The organism is Paraburkholderia sp. J94, assembly GCF_905220285.1.
In the GTDB taxonomy this organism is placed as follows: Bacteria; Pseudomonadota; Gammaproteobacteria; order Burkholderiales; family Burkholderiaceae; genus Paraburkholderia; species Paraburkholderia tropica_A.
Genome location: NZ_CAJMZH010000014.1, coordinates 1 through 15,335, shown reverse-complemented (window position 1 = coordinate 15,335; position 15,335 = coordinate 1). Strand labels below are relative to the sequence as shown.

Genomic DNA, 15,335 nt, shown 5'->3' with positions numbered 1-15,335 from the left:
GTGCGTCCTGCGTGAAAGCGCGCGTGCAATGCGAGGCGCTGCGTTACGTTGCCTTGCCCCCGCGATGCATTGCGTGCTTCCACGTGAATGCGGCGCCTTGTCGGCGCCGCGCTCGTGAACGCGCAGGCATCGGTCTCGAACCACGAGTCGAAGCGCGAAGCGCGTCACATCTGGAATCGTACACGTTCGCGGCGCCTTCGTTCAACCCGTACGCCGCATAGAGACTCAACGTTGACCGAGCGTCGTCTCGCCGAACAGATGTTTCTGGTCGCGCGGCTGCGAGCGCCAGTACTGCGGCGGCGCGCTCACCGTCGCGCCGAGTTGTGCCGCCGCGTGCCACGGCCAGCGCGGATCGTAGAGCATCGCGCGCGCCATCGCGATCATGTCGGCTTCGCCATCTTCGACGATCTGGTTCGCCTGCAACGGGTCGGTGATGAGACCCACGGCCATCGTGTTGATGCCGGTCTCCTGCTTCACCTTGCGCGCGAACGGCACCTGATAACCGGGTTCGAGCGGAATCTTCTGCAGCGGCGACACACCGCCCGTCGACACGTCGATCCAGTCGCAGCCGCGCGCCTTGAGCGCCTGCGCGAACACGACGGTCTCTTCCGGCGTCCAGCCGCCTTCGACCCAATCGGTCGCCGACACGCGCACGCCAACCGGACGATCGTCGGGAAACACGGCGCGCACCGCGTCGAAAACTTCGAGCGGAAAGCGCATGCGGTTTTCGAGCGAGCCGCCGTATTCGTCGGTGCGCTGATTCGCGATCGGCGAGAGGAACTGATGCAGCAGATAGCCGTGCGCCGCATGCACTTCGAGCGCGTCGATACCCAGACGTGCGGCGCGGCGCGCGGTCGCCACGAACGCTTCCTTCACGCGCATCAGGCCCGCGACGTCGAGCGCGAGCGGCGGCGTTTCGTCGGCCTTGTGCGGCAGCGCCGAGGGCGCGTGCGGCAGCCATCCACCATCGGCGACCGAGATCAGCTGGCCGCCTTCCCAGGGCACGTGACTCGATGCCTTGCGGCCCGCGTGCGAGATCTGCATGGCGATGCGGATCGGCGAATGACGGCGGATCGCGGCGATCACCGGTTCGAGCGCGGCTTCGGTGGCGTCGTCCCAGAGACCGAGATCGGCGGGCGTGATGCGGCCGGTCGGCTCGACGGCGGTGGCTTCGATGCACAACATGCCCGCGCCCGAGAGCGCGAGATGGCCGAGGTGGATCATGTGCCAGTCGGTTGCCTCGCCGCGTTCGGCGGAGTACTGACACATCGGCGACACGACGATGCGGTTCGCGAGCGTCACGCCACGCAGCGCGAACGGTGTAAAGAGCTTGCTCATGGGGATGGCGCGGGGATGGCGCGGATGAAGATGAGAAGCGTCCGAGAATAGCACGCGGCTTTTTTCGGTGCTGGCGACGGCGGAACGCGCGCCTAAGCCGTCCCGCGCACGGCGGCTTGCGCGAATACGGCGGCGTTCGATGCAAGAGTCGAGGGAATGCGCGAGGGAACGCGCGCAGGAGTTCGCGAAGGATTGCGCGCGGGTTTAAGGCTGCTTCGCGGCGGCGAGCTTGTCGACGGCGTCGAGCCACTCATGCAGCATGCGGCTCGCTTGCGCTTCGAGTCGCGGCGCGTGCTGCGCCGTCTGCGCGCGCAGCGCATTGACGTCGACGCCTGCCGATGCGATTTCGGCGGCATGGCCGATCAGCCAGGGCTCGAACCGGTCGGCGCGCACTTCGGGATGGCATTGCAGGCCGAGCACATGCTCGCCCCACGCGAATGCCTGGTTCTCGCACAGCGGCGTGGACGCGAGACGCGTCGCGCCTTGCGGCAGGTCGAAGGTGTCGCCGTGCCAGTGCAGCATCGAGGTTGCGCCACCATCGAGATGACGCAGCGGCGAAGCACGGCCGGCGTCGGTGAGCGTGAGCGGCGTCCAGCCGATTTCCTGCTGACCCGAAGCGTAGACGCGCGCGCCGAGCACACGCGCGATCAGCTGCGCGCCGAGGCAGATGCCGAGCGTCGGCAAACCGGCGGCGATGCGCTTTTCGATCAGCGCGGCAAGGGGAGTAAGCGTGGGATAGCGTGCGTCGTCGCACGCATTGATCGGACCGCCGAGTATCACCATCAGCGACGGCGAAACGGGATTGAGCGCGGCCACGCGCGCGAAGCCGACATCGACGTAGCGCACGGGACGCCCGCGGTCGCCGAATACGCGCTCGAAGCTGCCGAGGTCTTCGAAATAGACGTGACGTACGGCCAAAACCTCGCGATTCATCGACAAATCCCTGGGTCAGCTACACAATCCGGCGCGCGGCGCACCACGTTGCCGTGGCGCGAATGCCGGGGACACACAGACGCCACGCCCTGGCGCATGAGCGCACCGGCGCGCAAGTGCACAAACGCGGCGTAACAAGGTCAACGGGGACAGGCAGAAAACGCGCAAGGCCGAAGCCAGGCGCCGATCGCGGACGCGCCATGCGGCCGCCGCGCGATCGAGGCGGCCGGCACGGTCGAGTCCGCACCCGCCACGGGCCGCCCTCGCTCGGGCGGCCATCCGGCATCAAGCCGCGAAGATCTTCCAGTTTTTCTTCTGGGTCGTCGCGTCGGCCTGTTCGTACACCGAGCAATCGAGACGCAGATCGGTGTCCGCCATGTCGATGTTCAGTGCCGTGCAGTGATGCGGCGTCTTCTTCGGGTTCTTGCTCGGCTCGAAGTGCGAGCAGGAGAGGCACATGCGGTGCTGCGGCATCGTGTCCTGGGCTTCGAGCACGTAGACCGTCTTCAGCAGCGTGCGATAAAGCGCCGACTGCTCTTCGGCCTTCAGGCCGCCGACCGCCTTCGAGAGGAAGTCCGGCCATTGCGCGGCCTTCTTCGCGGCCGTGCGGCCACGCGAGGTCAAGCGCACCGCGAGTGCGCGGCCGTCGTCGAGCGCGCGGCGCTTTTCGACGAGACCCTTGGTTTCGAGCGTGCTCACCGCGTCGCTGGTGGTCGCGGCGGTCAGTGCCGTCTCGCGTGCGATCTCGCCGAGGCGCATCGGCCCCTTACGCTGCATCAGCAGCACGAGAATTTCGCCCTGGGTCGGCGTGAGTCCTGCGCCTTCGGCCCAGTCCCACGCCTGGCTCCGCATTGCCGTGCTAAGTCGCAGCAGGCTATGGGTCACCCGCCCGGCTGCCTGCTCTCCGTATACGCCTTCGCTCATAGTCTTTCGCTGGTTATAGGCAGCTTGCGCTGCATCGTCAGCCGTCGATCGTGCCGACGGCCTTGTGGGAACTTTGCGTTCGATCCCGAGGAATCGAGCGCACCATCTCAAAAATTTCCTGCTTCGCATGCGCCGGAATCACACCGCGCCACATCGCACACAGTCATTCTTTCTTACCGATCGCTCTCCCAGGCATCCTTCATATCCCCGGTCCTGCGCGGCAAACCGACATTCTATGCGAGAGTGGCGAATCGCACAGCTAACTTATCCAACGCGAATTGTGGATAACCCGTTGGTAACTGCGCCAATACTATGTGAGTGGATTCTTGATAACGCGCAATACCTCTGAAATGAAGGCTTCGTTAGCCAGAATTTCGAGGCGGTAAGGAACCGTCATTCACCTGACCACACCCGGTTTTCCCTGACTTTTCCCCGAGTTTTCCATCGTGCAGGCCGTTGAGTTTTCAGGCATTTTCCACGTTACCCACAGGCTTCGCCCGCGCACGTCAACTACTATCGGCCATTCAGCGGCAAAGATCAAAAAAAAGTAAGAACCCCCTGGTATCTTGCAACGGCCAAAAAAATTTTTTACGACGTCTAACGCAATGCCGATCGGTATGCGAAAAGGCATGTAAAGCGGCATCTGAAGCGGCATGTGACGCGGTATGCGAAGCGCCCTCCGAGGGCATGCGAATACCCGAATCGCGCCACGTCCGCCCGGAAAGCACGAGGGCAGCCCGTGGGCTGCCCTCTTTTTACGCGATTACGCGACTGGTGGCGCCGGCGTCAGCGCCCCGGCATCAAGCGCGCCAGCGCAGACACTGCTGCCGCACGGCCTCGTGCAAGGACTTTTCGTCGGCGACCACGCTGCGCAGCCAGGTCGCGTCGTTGCTCTGCGCCCGCGCGATCGTGCCGATCTCGGTCAGCGCGCGCATCGAGCCCAGCGCCTCGCCGTGCGGCGCGATGGTCTCCAGCGTCGCGAGGATGTCCTCGGAGATGGTGCGGCGCTCGCCCGTCTGCGGATCGACGCAGGTGCCGCCCAGCCCGAACCGGCACGCCTGGAAGCGGTTGAACGTATAGACGAGGTAATCGTCCTCGAGCGGCTGGATCGGCCGGTCGGTCAGCAGATGGCGCGCGAGCGTCTGAATGTAGCAGGCAATCGCCGCCGCGCGCTCGACCGACAGCGGCGTATCCATCACGCGGACCTCGATCGTGCCGAAACCGGGCTTCGGGCGAATGTCCCAGTAGAAGTCTTTCATGCTGTTGACGACGCCCGTGTGGACCATCTTCGAGAAGTACTCCTTGAACTCCTCCCAGCTCAGCACGAACGGCGCGCGGCCCGACAGTGGAAACGCGAACACGGAATTCAGGCGTGCCGAGTGAAATCCGGTATCGACGCCCTGCACATACGGCGACGAGGCCGACAACGCGATGAAATGCGGGATATAGCGCGACAGCGAATGCAGCAGGAATAGCGCGCTGTCCGCGTCGGGGCAGCCGATGTGCACGTGCTGGCCGAACACCGTGAACTGCTTCGCGAGATATCCGTAGAGCTCCGAAAGGTATTGAAAGCGCGGCGTATCGACGATGCGGCGGTCGCTCCATTGCTGGAACGCGTGCGTGCCGCCGCCGCACAGGCCGACGTTCAGCCGGTCGGCGGCCGTGACCAGCACGTCGCGGATGCGGCGCAGGTCGGCGACCGCCTGCTCGTGCGTCGTGCAGATGCCGGTCGACAGCTCGATCATGCTTTCGGTGATTTCGGGCGTGATATTGCCCGGAATCTCCTGATCCTTGATGAGGCGCATGAGGTCGCTGCCCGCTTTGGTCAGATCGTAATCATGCGTGTTGACGATCTGCATTTCGAGCTCGACGCCGAAGGTGAACGGCTTCGAATCGACAAAAGTTTCCAGTGACATGACGTCCTCTCTTTCGGCCACGCCGCACGCCACGCGTCTCGCCTCTCGTTCGACGAATCGTTAGCGAATCGTTGAGCGAATCGTCCGGCGAGGCGCGCGCGGCGGCGGGCAGTGTTACGGTGCGGCGGCCGGTCCGCGCCTCGGGCGAGGCGGCGGCGGCGCCGGGGTCATTGTTCGCCGCGTTCGCCGACGAGCGCGAGCGCGCGGTAGACGAGCCACGGCCCGACCAGCTGCAACGCGACGATCGCGCACATCATGATCGCGCGCAGGCGCGGATCGAACGACGGATACAGATCGTAGGTGTCCTCGACAAGCAGCAGCGCGAGCGCCGACATGGGCGTGAGCGCCACGCCGAGCGCCACGCCCTGCTTCCATTCGAGCCCGCTCGGCCGCGCAAAGATCAGCACACCGATCATTTTGCCGACGAAACGCGCGACGATCAGGCCCGCCGCGGCCGCGCCGCCCACGAGAATGTCGTGCCATTCGAAGGTGGTCATCGTCAGCACGAACAGGATCACGGTGAGCAGCCAGCCGGCCGTGCCGAAATGCTGCGGCCACAGCTGCGGGCGCAGTTCGAGATTCTTCACGATGATGCCGGCGGCCAGCAGGCTCAGGATCGTCGACAGCTTGAGCAGGTGCGCGACCGCGATCGCGAGCAGCACGAGGCCGAACAGCGCGACGAACGAATGCTCGTCCTGCGGGCTCAGGCGCCGGTAGAACAAGGTGCAGGCGCGCGCGAGCACGTACGCGACCACGATCGAGCCGATCAGCAGATAGAGCGGCTGGATGATCGTGGCGAACACGTTGCCGTAGATTTCCTGATGCAGCCAGCTCGACGCGAGCTTCTCGATCACCACGGCGTACATGCTGTTGAGCGCCGTGAGCGTGAGCAGGCGCTGCGTGACCTGGCCTTCGGCGCGCAGTTCGGTTTTCAGCTGGATCACCATCGCGGGCGACGTCGCCATGGCGATCGACGCCACCACGATCGCGACCATCGCGGGCACCGAAAGGAACAGCAGCACGACGAGCACGAGCACGAACGTGAGCGACGCTTCCGCGAGACTCGACAGAATGATCCAGGGATTACGGCGGATCCAGCGCAGGTCGAGGCGGCTGCCGAGTTCGAACAGCAGCAGGCCGAGCGCGACGTCGAGCAGCGGCCGCGCGGCCATGGCGGTATCGACGTCGATCACGCCGAAACCCGCCGCGCCCGCGATCAGGCCAATGACCGCATAGCCCGAAATGCGCGGCAGCCGCCAGGCGCGGTAGCAGAGTTCGCCGCACAAACCGGCGGCCAGCAGCGCGAGACCTGCCCAGAAAATGCCGTCTGGCTGCAAGGGCCAGTCGGGAAAGAACGAAAACGCCGACTTCATCGTGGTGGTTTCTCCTTTGGCAGAAGACAAACCGGCTATCCGACGTCGAGATGCACAACGCATCCGCTGGTGCTGCCTGCGCCCGTCGCGCAGGTCCAGCGTGTGGCACGGGCGGCCAGGCAGACAGGCAAGCCGCGTGCCGCTCTCGCATGACCCGGCGGCAGCCATGCGCGACGTATCCCGGGCGAGTTTCGCGCCCACGTCATCATGCCCGGCGGCACCGACTCCTGCACGGGGCGCGCAGGCGCGCAGCCAGACAAGGCAGCGGCCAGGGACGACGAACGACGACGGGAAACTCAGCACCGGTGCCGCTTGCGCGGCGAACAGCCGGTACGGGCGCATTCGTGTGGAAGTCAGCGCCCGCTGTTGGATGGACCGGACGCTGCCAGTACGTCTGAACTCAGATTCAGGCCGGGCGACATCCGTTCCGTGGAAAGCGTCGGCCGTCTTGCGCGGCGTGCAACGCGGAAAAGAACGGCGATTGTGCCATAGCTTTTTTGCAATTGTCCCCGCCCGGCGGCAAACGACCACGAAGCCGGTAATTGCGTCCGTAATCGCCGAGCTTTCACGATGATAAGGAAAAAATGACCGTCGCGGCCGGAACGGGTGCAGACGGCGCGCGAGCGCCGCTGGTGTTGGGCTCGTCCGATAGCGATGGCGTTAGCCTCGGGTTTACGGTTTACCGTATGTATACGTAGTAACAGTTAACAAAGGCGGCGATTTCCTGTGGATAACCCCTGTATACCTATGTGAATCATCGGCTTGGCGTTCGCACAACCGCATGCAAAGCTTGTGCGGGGGTATGGGGCAGCGAAGAACAACTTTTTTGGGTCTCGAAAAAGCCGCCGAGTTACCCCGTTTACGTCCACATCGTGTCCCTGCCGAACTTGCCCACAATCCGCGCGCTTATCCACAGCCCGGCGTGGATAACTGTATTGGTCGCCTCAACAGTAGGCAGCCCGCTGTGTTGGCGGCGATCAGAGCGCGCGCAGACGCAGGGCGCGCTGGAGAAAGCGTGCCGGATCGAGATGTTCGACCAGCTCGCGTTCGATCGGCCACGGTTCGCCTTCGAGCTGCGACGCGATCAGCTCCGCGCCCAACGCGGCCCAGACGAGTCCGCGCGAACCGAATGCAAACGCGCCGTACAGTCCCGGCGTGCGCGGCAGATCGAGCGGCCAGGCGCCCGAGAGACGTTGCGCGTCGTGGCGGGCGGCCTGTTCGTCGCCGAGCTGGCCGATCATCGGCAGGCGGTCGCTGGTCACGCAGCGCAACGCCACGCGGCCGCGCCGTTCCTGATCGTCCGACGATGCGTCGCGCAAGGCGTCGAGCGCGGGCAGCATCTGCGCGACGCGCTCGATGTTTTCCGTGTGACCGCCCGCGCGCAGTGTCGTATCGGTATCGTCGACTTCGTAGGTGGCGCCTACGAGCGTGACGTCGTCGGGCAGCGGCACCGCGTAGCCGTCGCCGATCACGGGCACGCGCAAGGACGCCAGCGGGCTCGCGTCGAGCAGCGTGAGCTGGCCGCGCACGTTGCGCGTGGGCGCGAAGTCGAGCGCGGCGGCGCGCGAGGCGTCGTGCGCGTTGGCGAAGATCACGACGCCCGCCTGCGCGACGAGTGCGCCCGCATCGTCATAGACGCGCCAGCTTCCTGCTTTTTCCGCGCTGACTTCGTCGCGCTCGTCGCGCTCGATGCGAGCGACGGCCACGCCGTAGCGCACGTCGATTTGCGCGCCGGGCAGCGCGCGCGCGGCGGCGATCTGCGCGCGGCACAGCGAAGCCGGATCGATCGCGCCGCCGAGCGGATAGAACCAGCCGCCCTGCGCGAGCGAGGTGCCCGCAATGGCTTCGGCTTCTTCGCGCGACACGCCGCGCACGAATTCATCGGAATAACCAAACGATTCGAGCGCTGCGGCCACGGCCTGCGCTTCGTCGTCGGTGGCCAGATGCAACAGGCCCGCGTGCGTACGCGACGGCGCGTGACCGGCCGCATCGAGCGCGGCCCAGCGCTGCAGCGCGTAGAAAAAGCCTGCGCGCGTGATGCGCGAGGCGCTGCTGTCGTCGCGCGAAATCAGCGGATGGAACACGCCGGCGGGATTGCCCGACGCCTCGCGCGCGGGCTCGGCATGACGCTCGATCAGCGTGACGCGCCAGCCGCGAGCCGCGAGCCGTTCGACCAGCGCGCTGCCCGCGAGGCCCGCGCCGATCACCACCGCATGACGTTCGTCGAGCGCGACCGGCAATGGCGGCTCGTGACGGCGCACGCGCCAGCGCGGCGCGAAGCGGCCCGTCAGCATCGTCCATTTGTCGCCGAAGCCGGTTTCCTTGTGGTATTCGAAGCCGCTTTGCTGAAGCGCGCGTTTGACGTCGCCCGCGCTGCTCCAGGTCGCGAACGTGCAGTCCTCGCCTGCAACGCGCGCGAGCGCCTTGAAGATCGGCGGCGACCACAGTTCGGGATTTTTCGCGGGCGCGAAACCGTCGAGATAGATCGCGTCGGCGCGTAGCCAGAGTTTGGGCAGCACCTCCAGCGCGTCGCCGAACGCGAGCGTAAGCGTCACGCGGCCGCCCTCGAATTCGAGCCGGTGCGTGCCGGGCACGAGCATGGGCCAGGCGTCGGCGAGTGCATGCGCGAGATCTGCGAGATCCGCGCGCGCGGTGCGTTCGACCACCGCTGCCAGCGCGATGCGCAGATCGTCGCGCGAAAACGGGTGCATTTCCGTCGAAACGAAGTGCAGCCGCTCGCAACGCGCGGGATCGGCGCGCCACGCGGCCCACGTCGCGAGGAAGTTCACGCCCATGCCGAAGCCCGTTTCCAGCACGGTGAAGACGCGCTTGTTTTGCCAGCGTCCGGGCAAATGATTGCCGCGCAGGAACACATATTCGGATTGTTCGAGCGCGCCGGACGGGCTGTGATAGACGTCGCCGTAACGCGGCGAGAACGGGGTGCCGTCGTCGCGGAAGGCGAGCGTGGCGGGAATCAGAGTGGCGGTCATGACTTACGCGAAGGCTGGCAGCGAGGGCAATCGTGAAGATCGGGAGGTGCCGGGCGCGGCGACGATGCGGGCAAATGCGCGAGGTGAGGCCGCAAACGCCCGCCCGCTCTGGGTTTGCGGGCGCAAAACGTTGGCTCGGCGCAACGCGGCATGCAGCAAAAACACGTCTGCGCAGGGTGTTCGCCGTGCTGCGCGCATCAAAAGCGCACGGCGATGCGAAAAAACCCGCGCTTACCCCTCGAAATCTACGAAACCCTTGTCGTTATTGGGTTTGCGCTGCGCTATCATAGCAAGCGCCGCCCAGGGAAGCGGCAGCACGGACGTCGCGGGTCGAGCCATACGCTTGCCACCGCACGCAAATCCCCGGGGTGCTCCGGGTCCGTCGCTGCTCGACGGCGCGGCACGCGACCGTATAATCGGCGCGTTCGCGCTGTTCGTGTCAACCTAAACACAGAAAGGAACATCTCAATGAATAAACAGGAACTGATCGACGCCGTCGCCGCACAGACGGGCGCTAGCAAGGCACAAACCGGCGAAACGCTGGACACGCTCCTCGAAGTGGTCAAGAAGGCTGTGTCGAAAGGCGACGCGGTTCAGCTGATCGGCTTCGGCAGCTTCGGCTCGGGCAAGCGCGCTGCGCGCACCGGCCGTAACCCGAAGACGGGCGAAACCATCAAGATTCCGGCTGCCAAGACCGTCAAGTTCACGGCTGGCAAGGCGTTCAAGGACGCCGTCAACAAGCGTTAAGGCATTACCGCTTTAAGTTGACACCCGCCCCTGGCGGGTTTTTTTTCGCCTGAATTTCGGCTGAAAAGACAACGGCGCCGCGTCGAATCGAGTTCGACGCGGCGCCGTTTTTCATTGTCGACGTAGCGCTGATTGAGCGCGTTCAAGCGCTTTCCGACGCGCTCAATGACGGTGAACGATCTCGTCTTCGTGGTCGTGATCGTGTTCGTCGTCGTCGAAATCCCAGTCGGGGAACGGGTCGTCGTAGCCTTGCCAGGCGTCGGGGCCGGCGGCGTATTCGGCGTCGGTCAGCAGGCACGCGTCGAGCTTGGCCTGCCACGCGGCGCGGTCGAGATCCACGCCGATCAGCACCAGTTCCTGACGACGGTCGCCGATGCTCGTGTCGTTGGCATCGCCGTGCCAGTCGGCGGCGATTTCCGCTTCGATACCGGCGTCCTGCGGCCATTCCTCGCGCGGCAGCGCGGCCCACCAGGTGCCCGCCGGGCCGTGACGGCACACGCCGCCCGCCTGCGACAGCGAGCCGGTGATGTCGTTGCGCGTGGCGAGCCAGAAGAAGCCCTTCGAGCGCAGCACGCCCGGCCATTCCTGGTTCAGCAGCGCCCACAGACGCGCGGGATGGAACGGCCGGCGCGCACGATAAACGAAGCTGCCGATGCCGTAGGCGTCGGTCTGATCGTGGTGCGCGTGGCCGCAATCGGGATCGCCGCACGCGCTGTGGTCGTGATCGTGAGCGTGGTCATGCGCGTGGCCGTGATCATGATCGTGACCGTGCTCGTGCCGATGTTCGCGCAGCGACGCCTGCCAGCCCGGCGCGCTCGCCGCGTCGTCGAAATCGAAGCGGCCCGTGTTCAGCACGAGATCGAGCGGCACGTCGCCGAAGCGGCTCACCACCTGCACGGCGCGCGGATTGATCTGCTTGAGAATCTGCTGAAGGCGCGCCAGGTCCTCGGCGCTCACGAGATCGGCCTTGTTCAGCACCAGCACGTCGCAGAATTCCACCTGCTCGATCAGCAATTCGACGATCGTGCGGTCGTCGCCCTCGCCCACCGTCACGCCGCGTTCGGCCAGCGGGTCGGCGCTCGCGTAGTCGCGCAGGAAGTTGAAGGCGTCGACGACCGTGACCATCGTGTCGAGGTGCGCGAAATCGGAGAGCGCGTGGCCGTCTTCATCGGCGAACGCGAAGCTCTCGGCGACCGGCAAGGGCTCGGCGACGCCGGTCGATTCGATCAGTATGGCGTCGAAGCGCTGGCCCGCCTGGGCCGGATCGGCGAGGCGGCGGATCTCGGTCAGCAGGTCGCCGCGCAGCGTGCAGCAGATGCAGCCGTTCGACAACTCGACGAGCCGTTCCTCGACGTGCGCGAGCGCGGAGGCGTCGCGCACCAGCGCGGCGTCGATGTTGACGGCGGCCAGATCGTTGACGATCACGGCCACGCGCAGGCCGGCGCGATTGGCGAGGACATGGTTGAGCAGCGTGGTTTTGCCCGCGCCCAGAAACCCGGAGAGCACGGTGACGGGCAGTGGCGGCTGGTTCATCGCAGTGAGCAGTAAGAGAAGACGGGAAGAAGCGGGCCGCGCGCGGCGGCGCGGCGCAAGCCTCAATTGTGCACCATGCGCGCGGGCGGCGCTGCGGGCGTGCGGCGTGACGAGGGAGACTGTGATCGGGGCCGGATGAGCCGGCCGGCGAATGTGCGGACTCGCGCGGACGCGGCGCCCGTCAGGGCATCAGCTTCCACTTGCGCAGAATCGCGGCGATCTGCTGCGCATATTGATCGCGCAGCGTGGGCGTTTCCGAGTGATACGCGCCCACCGCAGCCCAGGTATTGCCGTATTTGTTCATCTTCTGGCGCAGATGCCAGGCCGCGATATAGACGTTCTTGCACGGCTCCATCAGCGTGCTTTGCGAAATGCCGTATTGGGCGAGCGCCGGCAAATGGATCGAGTTGATCTGCATGACGCCGTAATCGACCGATCCGTTCGCATTCCTGTGCAGTGCGTCGGGCGTGTTGTGCGATTCCTGCCAGGCGATCGCGCGCAGGATCAGCGGATTCACCTTCTGGTAGCGCGCCGCCTCGTCGAAGCAATCGGCGCGCGCGGCCGTGCTCGCGCAGGCGAGCGCAAGGGCGAGAGCGGCGATCGTGGCGGACGCAACCTTATTCATTCTGACGCCGGACTAGGGCCGAAGAGGACATGGCAAGCGGCAATTTCCTGCATGAAGCGGGAAGAACGCGCTCGCGAATCTGGGGAAAACCCGTGTCTTCGGCTCATTTTCGAGCTTGCGGACCGCCCGTATCATACCGGCAGCCGATAACGCGTCAAGCCAACCGGACGGCGTACGCAGGCCTAAGCGGGCCGGTTCAGCACAAAGTCTTCACAGCCGGCGCGCCCGATGCTTACAAAATCCTTCAAAAAGCTTCTTCTTTAGAAGAAATCCCCGGGTGGGCTTTCTTTGTGACAAATTCGACATGAAAAGCTGCTACTGTTCCTCCTTTTGGTGTGCATCGGTTGCCGGGGAGAGGAGCGCCGGCAGTTCGAGTCGGGTCGATCGAAGGGGTCTGCGGTTCGTTTCGTGCGCGTTTTGCGCGTGCGGTCAGCGGCGCGCGGCTAGCGCAACGCGCGAACCATCCGTCCGGGCACGATGCACACGTTGAGCACGATAAGCACGACTAGCCGGCGGCGTCCGCTGCCGGCTTCGATATGACATCCATGAGAAGAAATCGTATGGCTTTGCGTCGCCTCGCCACGGCGCTGCTCGTGAGCGGGCTCATTTCGGCGCAGCTCGCGCATGCCCAGGTCACGCTCAACTTCGTCAACGCCGACATCGATCAGGTAGCGAAGGCGATCGGCGCGGCCACGGGCAAAACGATCATCGTCGATCCCCGCGTGAAGGGGCAGCTCAATCTCGTTTCCGAGAACACCGTACCCGAGGATCAGGCGCTCAAGACGCTGCAATCGGCGCTGCGCATGCAGGGCTTCGCGCTGGTGCAGGACCACGGCGTGCTCAAGGTCGTGCCGGAAGCCGACGCCAAGCTGCAAGGCGTGCCCACCTATGTGGGCAACGCGCCCGCCGCGCGCGGCGATCAGGTTATCACGCAGGTGTTCCAGCTCAAGAACGAGTCGGCGAACAATCTGCTGCCGGTGCTGCGCCCGCTCATCTCGCCGAACAACACGATCGCCGCCTATCCGGGCAACAACGCGCTCGTCGTGACCGATTACGCGGACAACGTGCGCCGCATTGCTGCGATCATCGCCGGTGTGGATACGGCCGCGGGCCAGCAGGTGCAGGTGGTGCCGCTGCGCAACGCCAACGCCATCGACATCGCGCCCACGCTGCAAAAGATGCTCGATCCGGGCGCGATCGGCGGCTCCGATCCCACGCTCAAGGTCACGGTGCTCGCCGACGCGCGCACCAATTCCATCATGTTGCGCGCCTCGAACGCCGCGCGCCTCGCCGCGGCGAAGCAGCTCGCGCAGCAGCTCGACGCGCCCACGAGCATGCCGGGCAACATGCACGTCGTGTCGCTGCGCAACGCCGACGCCGTGACGCTCGCGAAGACGCTGCGCGGCATGCTGGGCAAGGGCGGCAACGATTCGTCGTCGTCGGGCAGCGGCGCGAATTCGTTCAACCAGAACGGCAATAGCGGCGGCGCAGGCGGCAGCAACAGCAACTCCACCGGCATGTCGGGCAGCCCGCCGCTGCCCAGCTCGCTGGGCGGCAGCAGCGCGTCGAGCAATCCGATGTCGGGCGGCTCGTCGTCGGGCGGCAACAGCGACTTCCTCGGCGACAACAGCAAGGACAAGGGCGACGACAACTCGGGCGGCGGCATGATCCAGGCCGACGCCGCGACGAACTCGCTGATCATCACGGCGCCCGACGCGGTGTACCGCAACCTGCGCGCCGTGATCGACCAGCTCGACGCGCGCCGCGCGCAGGTCTATATCGAAGCGCTGATCGTCGAGCTGAATTCGAACACCAACGCCAACCTGGGCATCCAGTGGCAGATCGGCACGGGCAACGTGCTGGCCGGCACCAATCTCGCCACGGGCGGCGGCAACAGCATCATCAACCTCACGGCGGACGCCGTGACGAGCGGCAGCCTCGTGAGCTCGCTGGGCAATCTCCAGCAAGGCCTGAACGTGGGCTGGATCCACAATCTGTTCGGCGTGCAGGGTCTCGGCGCGCTGCTCCAGGCGCTGTCGCAGTCGAGCGACGCGAACGTGCTCTCGACGCCTAACCTCATCACGCTCGACAACCAGGAAGCGAAGATCGTCGTCGGGACCAACGTGCCGATCCAGACGGGTTCGTATTCGAACCTCACGAGCGGTTCGACGAGTTCGGCGTTCAACACTTACGACCGCGTCGACGTGGGCCTGACGCTGCACATCAAGCCGCAGATCACCGAAGGCGGCATTCTGAAGCTGCAGCTCTACACGGAAGATTCGGCGATTGTGAACGGCACGACCAACGCGTCGACGAATCCGGCCGGTCCCGAATTCACCAAGCGCTCGATCCAGTCGACCGTGCTCGCCGACAACGGCGAAATCATCGTGCTCGGCGGCCTGATGCAGGACAACTACCAGGTCAGCAACAGCAAGGTGCCGCTGCTCGGCGACATTCCGTGGATCGGCCAGCTGTTCCGCTCGGAGAACAAGACGCGCGCGAAGACCAATCTGATGGTGTTCCTGCGTCCGGTGATCATCAGCGATCGCAGCACGGCGCAGGCGGTGACGTCGAATCGCTACGACTACATCCAGGGCGTGTCGGGCGCGTACAAGTCCGACAACAATCTGATCAAGGATAAGGACGATCCGGTCGTGCCGCCGATGCCTGTCGGCCCGGCTGAAGGCGGTTCGGCGCTGAACCTGTTCGACCTCGACAAGATGCGCCGCGAGCAGGCCGTGCACACGATTCAGGGCGCGCAGCCCGCGAACGCCACGCAGATGCAGCCCGCCGTGCCGGTGCAGACGATTCCGGTGCAGACCGTGCCTGTGCAAACGTCGCCCGTGCAGCAGCAACAGCCGCTCACGAGCCCGACGCAGGTGCAGCCTTGAGCAAGCCGGATACGCCTCAGGAGGCGGCGTCAGCGGCAGCGCGCGAGGCGCCCTCGCCGCTCGCC

General features: G+C 65.5%; 10 protein-coding genes. 2 read left to right on the top strand and 8 right to left on the bottom strand.

Going from position 1 to position 15,335, the window contains the following annotated elements; genetic code table 11:
• Window positions 1–225: 225 nt before the first annotated feature.
• The 6 genes from U4Y88_RS26865 to mnmC all read right to left on the bottom strand — a co-directional run bounded on the left by U4Y88_RS26865 (window position 226) and on the right by mnmC (window position 9,474).
• Window positions 226–1,338, bottom strand: coding sequence for an NADH:flavin oxidoreductase/NADH oxidase (locus U4Y88_RS26865; protein WP_321787554.1), 1,113 nt, complete (start codon window positions 1,336–1,338; stop codon window positions 226–228).
• Between the two features lie 204 nt (window positions 1,339–1,542).
• Entirely contained in the window at window positions 1,543–2,271 is a 729-nt protein-coding gene (locus U4Y88_RS26860; RefSeq protein WP_224006720.1) for a glutamine amidotransferase, read from the bottom strand.
• Between the two features lie 285 nt (window positions 2,272–2,556).
• On the bottom strand, window positions 2,557–3,195 hold the full coding sequence (locus U4Y88_RS26855) for a MarR family winged helix-turn-helix transcriptional regulator (RefSeq protein ID WP_310632940.1): 639 nt from the start codon (window positions 3,193–3,195) through the stop codon (window positions 2,557–2,559).
• 800 nt (window positions 3,196–3,995) lie between these two features.
• Window positions 3,996–5,111 carry a YbdK family carboxylate-amine ligase gene (locus U4Y88_RS26850; RefSeq protein ID WP_224006726.1) on the bottom strand — a complete coding sequence of 372 codons (1,116 nt, stop codon included), beginning with the start codon at window positions 5,109–5,111 and terminating at the stop codon, window positions 3,996–3,998.
• Window positions 5,112–5,278: 167 nt separating this feature from the next.
• Window positions 5,279–6,484, bottom strand: coding sequence for a cation:proton antiporter (locus U4Y88_RS26845; protein WP_310632941.1), 1,206 nt, complete (start codon window positions 6,482–6,484; stop codon window positions 5,279–5,281).
• Between the two features lie 977 nt (window positions 6,485–7,461).
• Entirely contained in the window at window positions 7,462–9,474 is a 2,013-nt protein-coding gene (mnmC, locus tag U4Y88_RS26840) for a bifunctional tRNA (5-methylaminomethyl-2-thiouridine)(34)-methyltransferase MnmD/FAD-dependent 5-carboxymethylaminomethyl-2-thiouridine(34) oxidoreductase MnmC (protein ID WP_321787553.1), read from the bottom strand.
• 468 nt (window positions 9,475–9,942) lie between these two features.
• On the opposite strand from mnmC, the gene U4Y88_RS26835 reads away from it, so the two are divergent.
• The gene (locus U4Y88_RS26835; RefSeq protein WP_027815965.1) at window positions 9,943–10,221 is read left to right on the top strand and encodes an HU family DNA-binding protein; all 279 of its coding nucleotides are present in this window, start codon (window positions 9,943–9,945) and stop codon (window positions 10,219–10,221) included.
• 162 nt (window positions 10,222–10,383) lie between these two features.
• Here the strand turns inward: U4Y88_RS26835 and U4Y88_RS26830 are convergent, their stop codons facing one another.
• Both U4Y88_RS26830 and U4Y88_RS26825 read right to left on the bottom strand, forming a co-directional pair.
• Window positions 10,384–11,754 carry a GTP-binding protein gene (locus U4Y88_RS26830; protein ID WP_321787552.1) on the bottom strand — a complete coding sequence of 457 codons (1,371 nt, stop codon included), beginning with the start codon at window positions 11,752–11,754 and terminating at the stop codon, window positions 10,384–10,386.
• 181 nt (window positions 11,755–11,935) lie between these two features.
• Window positions 11,936–12,379, bottom strand: a complete 444-nt coding sequence (locus U4Y88_RS26825) for a lytic transglycosylase domain-containing protein (protein WP_224006735.1) — start codon at window positions 12,377–12,379, stop codon at window positions 11,936–11,938.
• A gap of 560 nt (window positions 12,380–12,939) precedes the next feature.
• Between U4Y88_RS26825 and gspD the strand changes: the two genes are divergently transcribed.
• Window positions 12,940–15,270: a type II secretion system secretin GspD gene (gene gspD / locus U4Y88_RS26820; RefSeq protein WP_224006738.1), complete on the top strand. Its 2,331-nt coding sequence runs from the start codon at window positions 12,940–12,942 to the stop codon at window positions 15,268–15,270.
• Window positions 15,271–15,335 lie beyond the last annotated feature (65 nt).

What these genes read in the sequence shown, in the direction of transcription:
- U4Y88_RS26825 (WP_224006735.1), bottom strand. Translation starts at nt 12,379, where the DNA reads ATGAATAAGGTTGCGTCCGCCACGATCGCCGCTCTCGCCCTTGCGCTC.
- U4Y88_RS26860 (WP_224006720.1), bottom strand. Translation starts at nt 2,271, where the DNA reads ATGAATCGCGAGGTTTTGGCCGTACGTCACGTCTATTTCGAAGACCTC.
- U4Y88_RS26835 (WP_027815965.1), top strand. Translation starts at nt 9,943, where the DNA reads ATGAATAAACAGGAACTGATCGACGCCGTCGCCGCACAGACGGGCGCT.
- U4Y88_RS26850 (WP_224006726.1), bottom strand. Translation starts at nt 5,111, where the DNA reads ATGTCACTGGAAACTTTTGTCGATTCGAAGCCGTTCACCTTCGGCGTC.
- U4Y88_RS26830 (WP_321787552.1), bottom strand. Translation starts at nt 11,754, where the DNA reads ATGAACCAGCCGCCACTGCCCGTCACCGTGCTCTCCGGGTTTCTGGGC.
- mnmC (WP_321787553.1), bottom strand. Translation starts at nt 9,474, where the DNA reads ATGACCGCCACTCTGATTCCCGCCACGCTCGCCTTCCGCGACGACGGC.
- U4Y88_RS26855 (WP_310632940.1), bottom strand. Translation starts at nt 3,195, where the DNA reads ATGAGCGAAGGCGTATACGGAGAGCAGGCAGCCGGGCGGGTGACCCAT.
- U4Y88_RS26865 (WP_321787554.1), bottom strand. Translation starts at nt 1,338, where the DNA reads ATGAGCAAGCTCTTTACACCGTTCGCGCTGCGTGGCGTGACGCTCGCG.
- U4Y88_RS26845 (WP_310632941.1), bottom strand. Translation starts at nt 6,484, where the DNA reads ATGAAGTCGGCGTTTTCGTTCTTTCCCGACTGGCCCTTGCAGCCAGAC.
- gspD (WP_224006738.1), top strand. Translation starts at nt 12,940, where the DNA reads ATGGCTTTGCGTCGCCTCGCCACGGCGCTGCTCGTGAGCGGGCTCATT.